The sequence below is a fragment of the Enterobacter sp. RHBSTW-00901 genome, from assembly GCF_014103115.1.
Lineage (GTDB): Bacteria > Pseudomonadota > Gammaproteobacteria > Enterobacterales > Enterobacteriaceae > Enterobacter > Enterobacter cloacae_P.
On sequence record NZ_JABXPB010000001.1, the window covers coordinates 3,692,371 to 3,706,253 of the forward strand.

Here is a 13,883-nt window from a genome sequence, read left to right on the forward strand (position 1 = left end):
TAACGAATCATAATATTGAAACATGCTACTCTGAACCGAGTAACAGCACCATACATAAGGAGTTCCAGCATGTTGTTAGAAAACGGATGGCTGGTGGATGCGCGGCATGTGCCCTCGCCGCACCACGATTGCCGCCCGGAGGATGAAAAGCCCACACTGCTGGTGGTTCATAATATTAGTCTCCCGCCAGGTGAGTTTGGTGGCCCGTGGATCGATGCGCTATTCACGGGAACGATAGATCCCAATGCCCATCCTTTTTTTGCTGAAATTGCGCATCTGCGCGTGTCGGCTCACTGTCTGATCCGTCGCGATGGTGAAGTTGTTCAGTATGTTCCTTTTGATAAGCGCGCCTGGCATGCGGGTGTATCGGTTTATCAGGGACGCGAGCGCTGCAATGATTTCTCCATTGGAATTGAACTGGAAGGTACTGACACGACGCCCTACACCGATGCACAGTATCAGCAACTGGTGTGTGTGACACGTGCATTGATTGGGTTGTACCCCGCCATTGCTGAGAACATAACGGGGCACAGTGATATCGCCCCAGCAAGAAAAACCGACCCCGGCCCGGCGTTTGACTGGGCCCGGTTTCGCGCCTTGCTGAGCGCTTCGTCTGAGTAAGGAGATAACATGACGTTGTTTACCATGCTGTTGGTTATCATCGCTGAACGTCTGTTCAAACTCGGTGAGCACTGGCAACTGGATCACCGGCTGGAGGTGCTTTTCCGCCGGATTACGCATTTTTCCATGCTGCGTACGTTGCTGATGACCGCAGGTGTAATGGCCATTACGTTCCTGCTATTGCGGTCACTTCATGGCCTCTTTTTCAACGTGCCGTTGCTGGTGTTGTGGATCCTGCTCGGCGTGTTGTGCATTGGGGCGGGCAAGGTTCGTTTGCACTACCACGCGTATCTGAAAGCCGCATCCCATGATGATGCCCATGCGCGTAGCGCAATGGCGAGTGAGTTAACCATGATCCACGGCGTCCCGCCGGACTGCAATGAACGTGAGTTTCTGCGTGAGCTGCAAAATGCCCTGCTGTGGATTAACTTCCGCTTCTACCTTGCACCGCTGTTCTGGTTCGTGGTGGGCGGCCCGTGGGGGCCGGTTTTGCTGATGGGGTACGCCTTCCTGCGCGCCTGGCAGACCTGGCTTGCCCGTTATCTTACGCCGCATGAGCGCCTGCAGGCCGGTATTGATGCCATTCTGCATGTGCTTGACTGGCTTCCGGTACGCCTGGTTGGTGTGGTGTACGCGCTAATTGGTCACGGTGAAAAAGCGCTGCCCGCGTGGTTCGTGTCCCTTACCGACCGCCATACGTCGCAATACCAGGTGTTAACGCGCCTGGCGCAGTTCTCTCTGGCGCGCGAGCCGCATACCGACAAGATTGAAACACCAAAATCTGCCGTCTCGATGGCGAAGAAAACATCGTTTGTCGTGGTGGTTGTGGTGGCGCTGCTGACCATTTACGGCACGCTGGTTTAAGCCAGCGCGCCGTAGCGGTTAAAGCGTATCAGCAGGCGGGATGCCAAAATCAGGCATCCCGTTTTCATCCCAGTGGATGAGCTTCAGGCGGGTATGGCGATTCGGATCGTAAAGCGGGTCGCCCTCAATTTCAGTGTAGTTACGTGCGTGATACACCAGCACATCTTCCCCTTCCGGCGTTTGAGTGAAGCTGTTATGGCCTGGTCCATACTGGCGGTTTTCGTCGCTGGTGACAAATCCCGGGTGTGAGGTTTTATGCCAGTTTGTCGGGTTTTGCGGGTCGGCGTTCCTGTCTATCCACAGTAACCCCATGCAGTAGTTCTCATCGGTCGCGCTGGCGGAGTAGCTGATAAACAGTTTGTCACCATGCATCAGCACCGCCGGACCTTCGTTGACCCAAAAACCGCGGCACTCCCAGTCATACTCCGGTTTACTGAGCATCACCGGTTCGCCTTTAAGCGTCCAGGGGTTCTCCATTTCACAGAGATAGAGGTTGGAGTTACCGGCGATATCCGGGGTTTTTTGCGCCCACAGGTACCAGCGTTTGCCCTGGTGTATAAAGGTGGTGGCGTCCAGTGCAAAGGTGTCGAACGGCGTCTGGATTTGCCCTTTTTCCATCCACTTGCCGGTGAGTGGGTCGCTGTCGGCGCATTCCAGAGCAAACATGCGGTGCTGGAACATCCCGAGCGTGTCGAGTGCCTGGGTGTGTGTGGCCGCAAAATAGATGTACCACTTGCCGTCGATATGATGCAGTTCCGGTGCCCAGATAAGCTGGCTCATTGGGCCGGTGTCAGGTTTACGCCATACGACCACCTCGTCGGCACGTCGTAGTCCGTCCAGTGAACCGGCACGGCGGAGCGCCAGGCGGTCATATTCAGGAACCGAGGCGATAAAGTAGTAATACCCTTCGTGAAAAAGAATATACGGATCGGCGCGTTGTTCGATGAACGGGTTTGGCCAGCTATGCATGTGGTGCTCCTTTAGGTTCTGTTCTTAACGCCGCCTGGTAATCATTGAGTTCGCGGTAGTTAGTGCGACGCTTTTCCAGGTCATCCTGAATCTGTTTCATGGTCTCGCGATCTACCTTCAGCAGGCGCACCACGCCCGCCGTGATGAGGTAGCCCACACCCGGAATAACGGTAAACAGCAGCACGATCCCGTTGATGGCATCCGCACTTTGCGCTTTCGCACCGGCGTCGTAACCGTACCAGGAGAGCAGGAAGCCAACCATTGCACCGGCAATTGCCAGCCCCAGCTTGAGGAAGAAGATGTTACCGGAGAAGCTGATCCCGGTAATTCGTTTCCCGGTTTTCCACTCACCATAGTCATCGACATCCGCCATCAGCGACCAGTGCAGTGGCGACGGGATTTGGTGCAGGATGTTCAACAGGAAGTAGAGCACCACAATGGTGACTGTGGCTTTCGGGTCGAAGAAGTAGAACGCGCAGGAGAAAATCGCCAGCACAATGTTGGTCCAGAAGAACACTTTCAGCTTACACCAGCGGTCGGTCAGCACTTTTGCCAGCATACTGCCGAGCATCATCCCCACCACACCGAGGCTGATAAACAGCGTGGCGAAATGCGTACTCTGACCCATCACCCAGGTGACGTAATACATGGTTGCCGCCATGCGAATAAAGCCCGGGCAGACGTTGCACAACGTCAACAGCAGAATGCGCACCCACTGATCGTTCTTCCACACGTCTTTGAGATCGTTTTTCAGCTCATCGTGAGTCTGTACCGTCGGACGCACGCGCTCGCGCACGGTGGCGAAGCAGAACAGGAACATACAGGTGCCAATCAGCGCCAGCACGGTCATCGCCATCTGGTAGCCTTTGGCTTTGTTCTCTCCTCCAAACCAGTCTGCCATTGGTAGCAGCGTGAGTGAAAGCAACAGTGTGGCAATGCCCACCATGACAAACCGGTAAGACTGGCACGCCACACGCTCTTTCGGATCGTTGGTGATTACGCCACCCAGCGAGCAGTACGGAATGTTGATGGCCGTATAGGTCAGCGAGAGCAGGAAGTAGGTGACAAAGGCATAGATAACTTTGCTGTTATAACTCCACTCTGGCGTGGTGAACATCAGAATGCTGAACAGGGCATAGGGGAGGGCAATCCACAGCAGCCAGGGTCGAAAGCGGCCATATTTACTGCGGGTCCGGTCGGCAATTGCCCCCATGATGGGGTCAGTGACGGCGTCAATCACACGAACTGAAAGCAGAAGCACACCCACAAGTGCAGGTGCCAGGCCAAAAATATCTGTATAAAAATAGTTAACAAACAACATGATGGCACCGAAGATGATGTTGCATCCTGCATCGCCCATCCCATAGCCGATCTTTTCTTTTACTGACAGTCTGTTGTTATCCATTGGCAGCTCTCCGGGTTACGGTATGGAGAGAATTAAACGCTGGCACGCGAATATATGCGTTGCAGTATAGAGGCGGTGATATGGATAAATGAGCTGTTGGCGTGAATTTGTGAGGGAGGTAACAACACCCTGTACCCACATTCGCGGGCACAGGGGAGGGAGATTAGTGGGCTTTCACCGCGTTTTGGTTTTTCTGTTTAACCAGATAACCCACGCCGAGCACCGCAATCCAGACCGGGATCAGGTAAACGGAAATCGCCATACCCGGGGTAATCAACATGATGACCAGAACCGCTGCCATGAACAGCAGGCAAACCCAGTTACCCAGTGGATAAAACAGGGCAGGGAAGCGGGTGGTCACGCCTTGCTGTTGCTTGGCGCGGCGGAACTTGATGTGCGCCAGGCTGATCATCGCCCAGTTAATCACCAGAGCAGAAACGACCAGTGCCATCAGCAGGCCAAAGGCGGATTCCGGTGCCAGGTAGTTAATCAGCACGCATAGCGCGGTAACAATGGCCGACACGATAATGGTGTTCACCGGCACGCCACGTTTATCGATGTTGAGCAGCGCCTTCGGCGCGTTACCTTGCTGAGCCAGACCAAACAACATACGGCTGTTGCAGTATACGCAGCTGTTGTAAACGGAAAGTGCCGCTGTCAGGACGACGATATTGAGCGCGTTGGCCACGAAGGTATCGCCCAGTTCGTGGAAGATCAGGACAAACGGGCTGGTGTCAGCGGTGACGCGCGTCCACGGCAGCAGGGAGAGCAGAACCGCCAGTGAGCCCACATAGAAGATCAGAATACGGTAGATAACCTGGTTGGTGGCTTTCGGGATGCTCTGCTCCGGGTTATCCGCTTCTGCGGCGGTGATCCCCACCAGTTCCAGACCGCCAAAGGAGAACATGATGATCGCCATCATCATCACCAGGCCAGTCATACCGTGAGGCAGGAACCCGCCTTGCTCCCAGAGATTGCGCACCGTGGCCTGCGGGCCGCCGTTGCCGCTGAACAGCAGCCAGCCGCCGAAGATGATCATCGCCACAACGGCAATCACCTTGATGATGGCAAACCAGAACTCCATTTCACCGAACACTTTTACGTTGGTCAGGTTAATGGCGTTGATGATAATGAAGAACACCGCAGCAGAAACCCAGGTTGGGATTTCCGGGTACCAGAACTGGATGTATTTCCCGACGGCGGTCAGCTCGGCCATCGCCACCAGAACGTACAGAACCCAGTAGTTCCAGCCTGATGCAAAACCGGCAAAACTGCCCCAGTATTTATAGGCAAAGTGGCTGAACGAACCGGCTACAGGCTCTTCCACCACCATTTCGCCCAGTTGACGCATGATCAGAAAGGCAATGAAACCCGCGATAGCGTAACCCAAAATAATGCCCGGACCGGCTGACTGAATAACGGATGCGCTTCCCAGAAACAGGCCGGTACCGATAGCACCGCCCAATGCGATGAGCTGTATGTGGCGGTTTTTAAGGCCGCGCTTTAGCTGATCGCCGTGCTGTTGACCTTCCATTATGAAACCTCGTGTGTGGTTGTTATGTTCACGCTGTGCGTGTGTAATTATGAAAGTCCATTTTCTGTATTTATTTCTTTACGGTTAATATTGCCGAAATAATCGGAGATGACTTCCGTTGACGCCAGAATAGTGATAAGTGCGAGCGAATGCACCTGCTTTATGAAGGGGTGATGACGAGTTGAATAAAAAGAAAGCATTTGTAAATTGTCCCGTTATCCGTACCTACCCCAACCTATAGAATAGAAATGCCCCGTAAGTGGGCGAATTTTCATTATTTGCGTTGTTGAATCGCTTCAGATTGCAAAATCCCTCGTTTCATTATGGTTAAAACTGCCTCTTTGTGGGTAATCAATTCATTTGTGTGAAGTTACATTTTTGAAATGTTATTTCTGTAAGGTTGTTAAAATGTGCAGGGTTTACTGATTTCAATCAAAACCAATATGGACAGAAGGTGAATACTTTGTTACTTTAGCGATACGAACTTGAAATTGGTAAGACCAATTGACTCCGGGCAAAAAGGCGTAAGACAGGGAATATGGCCTACAGCAAAATTCGCCAACCAAAACTATCTGATGTGATTGAGCAGCAGCTGGAGTTTTTAATTCTCGAAGGGACACTGCGCCCAGGTGAGAAACTTCCGCCTGAACGCGAACTGGCCAAACAGTTCGACGTTTCCCGCCCCTCTCTGCGTGAGGCGATCCAACGTCTCGAAGCGAAGGGCTTGCTGCTTCGTCGCCAGGGCGGCGGAACCTTTGTGCAAAATAGCCTGTGGCAGAGCTTCAGCGATCCGCTGGTAGAACTTCTCTCTGACCACCCTGAATCCCAGTTTGACCTGCTAGAGACCCGTCACGCGCTTGAAGGTATTGCGGCTTATTACGCCGCCCTTCGCAGCACTGATGAAGACCGCGTGCGTATCCGCGAGCTGCATCAGGCCATTGAACGGGCACAGCAGTCCGGCGATTTAGACGCCGAGTCCGATGCCGTCGTCCAGTACCAGATTGCCGTCACCGAAGCGGCACACAATGTGGTGCTCCTCCATCTGCTACGCTGCATGGAGCCGATGCTGGCCCAGAACGTTCGTCAGAATTTTGAATTGTTGTATGCCCGTCGGGACATGCTCCCACTGGTAAGCAACCATCGCACCCGAGTATTCGAGGCGATAATGGCCGGGGAACCGGAGCAGGCGCGCGAAGCGTCGCACCGACATCTGGCTTTCATTGAGGAAATCTTGCTGGACCGTAGCCGTGAACAATCGCGCCGCGAACGTTCACTTCGCCGCATACAGCAACGAAAGGATTAAGCGCCAGGTTTTTTTAGAGCGCGGCAACTAAACGCAGAACCTGTCTTATTGTGTTTTCTGGCGAAAATGCAATGGGACAGGTTCCAGACAAATCAACGTATTAGATAGATAAGGAATACCCCCATGTCAGAACGTCTCCAAAATGACGTGGATCCGATCGAAACTCGCGACTGGCTACAGGCGATCGAATCGGTCATCCGTGAAGAAGGTGTTGAGCGTGCTCAGTATCTGATTGATCAGCTGCTTTCAGAAGCCCGTAAAGGCGGCGTGAAGGTTGCTGCAGGTGCAGGGGCTAACAACTACGTAAACACGATTGCCGTTGAAGACGAACCGGTATACCCGGGCAATCTGGATCTGGAACGTCGCATTCGTTCTGCAATCCGCTGGAACGCCATCATGACCGTTCTGCGCGCATCCAAGAAAGACCTGGAACTGGGCGGCCACATGGCATCCTTCCAGTCTTCTGCGACCGTTTACGACGTGTGCTTCAACCACTTCTTCCGTGCGGCTAACGAGAAAGATGGCGGCGATCTGGTGTACTTCCAGGGCCACATTTCTCCGGGCATCTACGCACGTGCATTCCTGGAAGGTCGTCTGACTGAAGAGCAGATGAACAACTTCCGTCAGGAAGTTCACGGTAAAGGTCTGTCTTCTTACCCGCACCCTAAACTGATGCCAGAATTCTGGCAGTTCCCGACCGTTTCTATGGGTCTGGGCCCAATTGGTGCGATCTACCAGGCTAAATTCCTGAAATATCTGGAACACCGTGGTCTGAAAGATACCTCTGAGCAAACCGTTTATGCCTTCCTGGGCGACGGCGAAATGGATGAGCCAGAATCTAAAGGTGCGATCACCATCGCCACCCGTGAGAAGCTGGACAACCTGTGCTTCATCATCAACTGTAACCTGCAGCGTCTGGATGGTCCGGTAACCGGCAACGGCAAGATCATCAACGAACTGGAAGGCATCTTCGCAGGTGCTGGCTGGAACGTCATCAAAGTGATGTGGGGCGGTCGTTGGGATGAGCTGCTGCGTAAAGACACCAGCGGTAAGCTGATCCAGCTGATGAACGAAACCGTTGACGGTGACTACCAGACCTTCAAATCCAAAGACGGTGCCTACGTTCGTGAGCACTTCTTCGGTAAATATCCTGAAACCGCAGCACTGGTTGCAGACTGGACTGACGAGCAGATCTGGGCCCTGAACCGTGGTGGTCACGATCCGAAGAAAGTCTACGCTGCACTGAAAAAAGCGCAGGAAACCAAAGGTAAAGCGACTGTAATCCTGGCCCACACCATCAAAGGTTACGGCATGGGTGATACCGCAGAAGGTAAAAACATCGCTCACCAGGTTAAGAAAATGAACATGGACGGCGTGCGTTATATCCGCGACCGTTTCAACGTGCCAGTGACCGATGAGCAGGTAGAAAACCTGTCTTACATCACCTTCCCTGAAGGTTCTGAAGAGCACAAGTACCTGCACGAACGTCGTCAGGCGCTGAAAGGCTACCTGCCTGCTCGTCAGCCTAACTTCACCGAGAAGCTGGAACTGCCAGCGCTGGAAGACTTCTCTCAACTGCTGGAAGAGCAGAACAAAGAGATCTCTACCACTATCGCTTTCGTTCGTGCCCTGAACGTGATGCTGAAGAACAAGTCGATCAAAGATCGTCTGGTTCCAATCATTGCTGACGAAGCGCGTACTTTCGGTATGGAAGGTCTGTTCCGTCAGATCGGTATCTACAGCCCGAACGGCCAGCAGTACACCCCGCAGGACCGTGAGCAGGTTGCATACTACAAAGAAGACGAGAAAGGTCAGATCCTGCAGGAAGGTATCAACGAGCTGGGTGCAGGCGCATCCTGGCTGGCTGCTGCGACCTCTTACAGCACCAACAACCTGCCGATGATCCCGTTCTACATCTACTACTCCATGTTCGGTTTCCAGCGTATCGGTGACCTGTGCTGGCAGGCTGGCGACCAACAGGCTCGCGGCTTCCTGGTAGGTGGTACTTCCGGTCGTACGACCCTGAACGGTGAAGGTCTGCAGCACGAAGATGGTCACAGCCACATTCAGTCTCTGACTATCCCTAACTGTATCTCTTACGACCCGTCTTACGCGTACGAAGTGGCTGTCATCATGCACGACGGTCTGACCCGTATGTACGGTGAAGCACAAGAGAACATTTACTACTACATCACCACGCTGAACGAAAACTACCACATGCCGGCGATGCCTGCAGGTGCTGAGGAAGGTATCCGTAAAGGTATCTACAAACTCGAAACCGTTGCAGGTAGCAAAGGTAAAGTTCAGCTGCTGGGCTCCGGCTCTATCCTGCGTCACGTACGTGAAGCCGCACAGATCCTGGCGAACGACTACGGTGTAGGTTCTGACGTGTACAGCGTAACCTCCTTCACTGAACTGGCACGTGATGGCCAGGATTGTGAGCGCTGGAACATGCTGCACCCAATGGAAACTCCGCGCGTTCCGTACATCGCTCAGGTGATGAACGACGCTCCAGCGGTTGCTTCTACTGACTATATGAAACTGTTCGCTGAGCAGGTTCGTACTTACGTACCGGCTGATGATTATCGCGTACTGGGTACTGACGGCTTCGGTCGTTCTGACAGCCGCGAAAACCTGCGTCACCACTTCGAAGTTGATGCTTCTTACGTGGTTGTAGCAGCACTGGGCGAACTGGCTAAACGTGGCGAAATCGATAAGAAAGTGGTTGCTGAAGCAATTACTAAATTCAACATCGATGCAGAAAAAGTTAACCCGCGTCTGGCGTAAGAGGTAAAAGAATAATGGCTATCGAAATCAATGTACCGGACATCGGGGCTGATGAAGTTGAAATCACCGAGATCCTGGTCAAAGTGGGCGACAAAGTTGAAGCTGAACAGTCGCTGATCACCGTAGAAGGCGACAAAGCCTCTATGGAAGTCCCGTCTCCTCAGGCTGGCATCGTTAAAGAGATCAAAGTCTCTGTTGGCGATAAAACCGAGACGGGCAAACTGATCATGATTTTCGATTCCGCCGACGGTGCAGCAGCTGCTGCACCTGCGCAGGAAGAGAAGAAAGCCGCTCCGGCCGCTGCTGCACCAGCAGCTGCCGCGGCAGCGAAAGACGTTAACGTGCCTGACATCGGTGGTGACGAAGTTGAAGTCACTGAAATCCTGGTGAAAGTGGGCGATACCGTTGCGGCTGAGCAGTCGCTGATCACCGTAGAAGGCGACAAAGCCTCTATGGAAGTGCCGGCTCCGTTCGCAGGTACTGTTAAAGAGATTAAGATCAACACCGGTGACAAAGTGTCTACTGGCTCGCTGATTATGGTCTTCGAAGTGGCGGGTGCTGCACCTGCTGCTGCGCCTGCACAGGCCGCTGCTCCGGCAGCCGCTGCACCAGTTGTTGCTGGTGGCGCGAAAGACGTTAACGTACCAGACATCGGCGGTGACGAAGTTGAAGTGACCGAAGTGATGGTGAAAGTGGGCGACAAAGTTGCCGCTGAACAGTCACTGATCACCGTTGAAGGCGACAAGGCTTCTATGGAAGTGCCAGCGCCATTCGCGGGTACTGTTAAAGAGATCAAAATCAGCACTGGCGACAAAGTGTCTACCGGCTCGCTGATTATGGTCTTCGAAGTGGAAGGCGCTGCGCCTGCGGCAGCTCCGGTTACCGCTGCCGCTCCGGCACCTGCTGCTGCACCGGCTCAGGCTGCTAAACCCGCTGCGGCACCTGCTGCAAAAGCGGAAGGCAAATCTGAATTCGCTGAAAACGACGCTTACATCCACGCCACTCCGCTGATCCGCCGCCTGGCGCGCGAATTCGGCGTTAACCTGGCGAAAGTGAAAGGGACGGGCCGTAAAGGTCGTATCCTGCGCGAAGACGTTCAGGCTTACGTGAAAGACGCGGTGAAACGCGCTGAAGCGGCTCCTGCAGCTGCCACTGGTGGCGGTATCCCGGGCATGCTGCCGTGGCCGAAAGTGGACTTCAGCAAGTTCGGCGAAATCGAAGAAGTGGAACTGGGCCGTATCCAGAAAATCTCTGGTGCTAACCTGAGCCGTAACTGGGTGATGATCCCGCACGTTACGCACTTCGACAAAACCGATATCACCGATCTGGAAGCGTTCCGTAAACAGCAGAACGCCGAAGCTGAGAAGCGTAAACTGGACGTGAAATTCACCCCAGTGGTCTTCATCATGAAAGCCGTTGCTGCTGCTCTTGAGCAGATGCCACGCTTCAACAGCTCCCTGTCCGAAGATGGCCAGAAGCTGACGCTGAAGAAATACATCAACATCGGTGTTGCGGTTGATACGCCAAATGGTCTGGTTGTTCCGGTCTTCAAAGACGTGAACAAGAAGAGCATCACTGAGCTGTCCCGTGAACTGACCGTGATCTCCAAAAAAGCGCGTGATGGCAAGCTGACTGCTGGCGAAATGCAGGGCGGTTGCTTCACCATCTCCAGCATCGGTGGCCTGGGTACGACCCACTTCGCACCGATTGTGAACGCGCCGGAAGTGGCAATCCTCGGTGTGTCCAAGTCTGCGATGGAGCCGGTATGGAATGGCAAAGAGTTCATGCCGCGTCTGATGATGCCAATCTCTCTGTCCTTCGACCACCGCGTGATCGACGGTGCTGATGGTGCGCGTTTCATCACCATCATCAACAACACCCTGAGCGACATTCGCCGCCTGGTGATGTAATCGAAAAGCCGGCCAATCGGCCGGCTTTTTTCTGTTAATCTCATGGTGTTTGTGAGGTTATTGGCGAAAGCGATAATTCGTGAGCCGTTTGTTGTTTCAAAATTGTTAACAATTTTGTAAACTGCGGGCGGATAGAACGTCCCGGTGGATGAAGGGCGACAAGTACCTGGACCGCCGGAAATCAATAAGAGGTCATGATGAGTACTGAAATCAAAACTCAGGTCGTGGTACTTGGGGCAGGCCCGGCAGGTTACTCTGCAGCCTTCCGTTGCGCTGATTTAGGTCTGGAAACCGTAATCGTAGAACGCTACAGCACCCTCGGTGGTGTTTGCCTGAACGTAGGCTGTATCCCTTCTAAAGCGCTGCTGCACGTAGCGAAAGTTATCGAAGAAGCCAAAGCACTGGCTGAACACGGTATCGTCTTCGGCGAGCCGAAAACCGATATCGACAAAATTCGTACCTGGAAACAGAAAGTTATCACTCAGCTGACCGGTGGTCTGGCGGGTATGGCCAAAGGCCGTAAAGTGAAAGTGGTAAACGGTCTGGGTAAATTCACCGGCGCGAACACCCTGGAAGTGGAAGGTGAGAACGGTAAAACCGTGATCAACTTCGACAACGCGATCATCGCGGCAGGTTCTCGTCCGATTCAGCTGCCGTTCATTCCTCATGAAGATCCACGCGTGTGGGACTCCACCGATGCGCTGGAGCTGAAATCCGTACCTAAGCGTATGCTGGTTATGGGTGGCGGTATCATCGGTCTGGAAATGGGTACCGTGTACCATGCGCTGGGTTCAGAGATCGACGTGGTTGAAATGTTCGACCAGGTTATCCCTGCTGCTGACAAAGATATCGTTAAAGTCTTCACCAAACGCATCAGCAAGAAATTCAACCTGATGCTGGAAACCAAAGTGACTGCCGTTGAAGCGAAAGAAGACGGTATTTACGTTTCTATGGAAGGCAAAAAAGCCCCTGCAGAACCACAGCGTTACGACGCCGTGCTGGTGGCTATCGGTCGTGTGCCGAACGGTAAAAACCTCGACGCAGGCAAAGCTGGCGTGGAAGTGGACGACCGTGGCTTCATCCGTGTTGACAAACAGCTGCGCACTAATGTGCCGCACATCTTTGCTATCGGCGATATCGTCGGTCAGCCAATGCTGGCACACAAAGGTGTTCACGAAGGTCACGTTGCCGCTGAAGTTATCGCGGGCATGAAGCACTACTTCGATCCGAAAGTGATCCCATCTATCGCGTACACCGAGCCAGAGGTTGCATGGGTTGGTCTGACTGAGAAAGAAGCGAAAGAGAAAGGCATCAGCTACGAAACCGCCACCTTCCCGTGGGCTGCTTCTGGCCGTGCTATCGCTTCCGACTGCGCAGACGGTATGACCAAACTGATCTTCGACAAAGAGACTCACCGTGTGATCGGTGGTGCGATTGTTGGTACCAACGGCGGCGAGCTGCTGGGTGAAATCGGTCTGGCTATCGAAATGGGTTGTGACGCTGAAGACATCGCGCTGACCATCCACGCTCACCCAACTCTGCACGAGTCTGTGGGCCTGGCGGCAGAAGTGTTCGAAGGTAGCATCACCGACCTGCCAAACGCCAAAGCGAAGAAGAAATAAGTTTCTTAACGCTTGCTAAACGCCTCTTCGGAGGCGTTTTTTTTGCCTTCAGGAACCCATTCCGCTTTATGGCGTGACGGGTTGCCACGCTTTATCAGGGCTATACGATGTTAACGCTTGTGCTTTCTGCTGTGACTCGCTGCCAAGATTGGCCTGGTATACCTTGTCGTCCTGATTTATCACAAAGCTCATCACGCCCGTCTGGCCGTAGCTGACTGGCCAGGCCACCATGGCAAAGCCGTTTTTATCCGGCAGGATGCGGAAACGGTATCCGTGATAACCGGCCCCCGGCTCTTTCGGGCTGAATGCCGGGCCAAGCGGGCTGGGCATCTCACCCGGTGATGCAGGCCAGTACAGGCCATCTTTTTTCCCTTCAGAACTTACAATTTTCCGGGCGTACGTCTGGTTCATCGCAAAATAGCTTTGCTGAGCATCCACATAGGCGTGTAACGCTTCGATAGCCGCGAGCTCGTTGCGCCCGATCTCACGGGTCAGGATCTCCTCGGCAGCTTCCTTCATATCAAATTGCCAGCCGGAAGAGGTCTTGATAACCGGGATCGGCAGTTGCCAGTCGCCGTCACCGACAACAAGATGTGCCGTATCGCCGTCGATGACGGTGTTATGACGAACTTTCCAGTCGCGAAGGAAGCGATCAACGGCATCAGGATCGACCCCTTCAGGCGGCAGGAAATCGCGCCAGTTTTCCCCGAGCAGGTTGTTCATTGCATTTTCATTTTGCCCACTGATGGCGTTTGCCAGCGCATCGGTTGCCTTGTCTGGCGTACTGAAGGATTGCTGTGCCATCGCGGTGGCCGAAACCATGAACAACACCATTCCACTGAGTAATTTACTTTTCATGTCGGTTCTC

Annotated in this window: 10 protein-coding genes; 6 read left to right on the plus strand and 4 right to left on the minus strand. The window is 53.6% G+C overall.

What is annotated here, in order from left to right; translation table 11 throughout:
• Positions 1 to 69: 69 nt before the first annotated feature.
• Both ampD and ampE read left to right on the plus strand, forming a co-directional pair.
• Positions 70 to 621, plus strand: a complete 552-nt coding sequence (gene ampD, locus HV318_RS17770; protein WP_182273763.1) for a 1,6-anhydro-N-acetylmuramyl-L-alanine amidase AmpD — start codon at positions 70 to 72, stop codon at positions 619 to 621.
• Between the two features lie 9 nt (positions 622 to 630).
• Positions 631 to 1,485, plus strand: a complete 855-nt coding sequence (gene ampE / locus HV318_RS17775; RefSeq protein WP_182273764.1) for a beta-lactamase regulator AmpE — start codon at positions 631 to 633, stop codon at positions 1,483 to 1,485.
• Positions 1,486 to 1,503: 18 nt separating this feature from the next.
• Here ampE and HV318_RS17780 read toward each other — a convergent pair whose 3' ends face one another.
• The 3 genes from HV318_RS17780 to aroP all read right to left on the minus strand — a co-directional run bounded on the left by HV318_RS17780 (position 1,504) and on the right by aroP (position 5,396).
• Positions 1,504 to 2,454, minus strand: coding sequence for a glycoside hydrolase family 43 protein (locus HV318_RS17780; protein WP_182273765.1), 951 nt, complete (start codon positions 2,452 to 2,454; stop codon positions 1,504 to 1,506).
• Positions 2,447 to 3,859: a glycoside-pentoside-hexuronide (GPH):cation symporter gene (locus HV318_RS17785; RefSeq protein ID WP_182273766.1), complete on the minus strand. Its 1,413-nt coding sequence runs from the start codon at positions 3,857 to 3,859 to the stop codon at positions 2,447 to 2,449. Before HV318_RS17785 ends, HV318_RS17780 begins: the two co-directional genes overlap by 8 nt.
• A gap of 163 nt (positions 3,860 to 4,022) precedes the next feature.
• Positions 4,023 to 5,396, minus strand: a complete 1,374-nt coding sequence (gene aroP / locus HV318_RS17790; protein ID WP_182274626.1) for an aromatic amino acid transporter AroP — start codon at positions 5,394 to 5,396, stop codon at positions 4,023 to 4,025.
• A gap of 535 nt (positions 5,397 to 5,931) precedes the next feature.
• Here aroP and pdhR point away from each other — a divergent pair.
• The 4 genes from pdhR to lpdA all read left to right on the plus strand — a co-directional run bounded on the left by pdhR (position 5,932) and on the right by lpdA (position 13,015).
• Positions 5,932 to 6,696, plus strand: a complete 765-nt coding sequence (pdhR, locus tag HV318_RS17795) for a pyruvate dehydrogenase complex transcriptional repressor PdhR (protein WP_182273767.1) — start codon at positions 5,932 to 5,934, stop codon at positions 6,694 to 6,696.
• A gap of 123 nt (positions 6,697 to 6,819) precedes the next feature.
• On the plus strand, positions 6,820 to 9,483 hold the full coding sequence (gene aceE, locus HV318_RS17800) for a pyruvate dehydrogenase (acetyl-transferring), homodimeric type (protein ID WP_182273768.1): 2,664 nt from the start codon (positions 6,820 to 6,822) through the stop codon (positions 9,481 to 9,483).
• A 14-nt stretch (positions 9,484 to 9,497) separates the two neighbouring features.
• Positions 9,498 to 11,393: a pyruvate dehydrogenase complex dihydrolipoyllysine-residue acetyltransferase gene (aceF, locus tag HV318_RS17805; protein ID WP_182273769.1), complete on the plus strand. Its 1,896-nt coding sequence runs from the start codon at positions 9,498 to 9,500 to the stop codon at positions 11,391 to 11,393.
• Positions 11,394 to 11,590: 197 nt separating this feature from the next.
• A complete protein-coding gene (gene lpdA, locus HV318_RS17810; RefSeq protein ID WP_182274627.1) occupies positions 11,591 to 13,015 on the plus strand; it encodes a dihydrolipoyl dehydrogenase in 1,425 nt (474 codons plus the stop codon).
• A 66-nt stretch (positions 13,016 to 13,081) separates the two neighbouring features.
• Here the strand turns inward: lpdA and HV318_RS17815 are convergent, their stop codons facing one another.
• A complete protein-coding gene (locus HV318_RS17815) occupies positions 13,082 to 13,873 on the minus strand; it encodes a DUF2950 family protein (RefSeq protein WP_182273770.1) in 792 nt (263 codons plus the stop codon).
• Between the last annotated feature and the right edge of the window lie 10 nt (positions 13,874 to 13,883).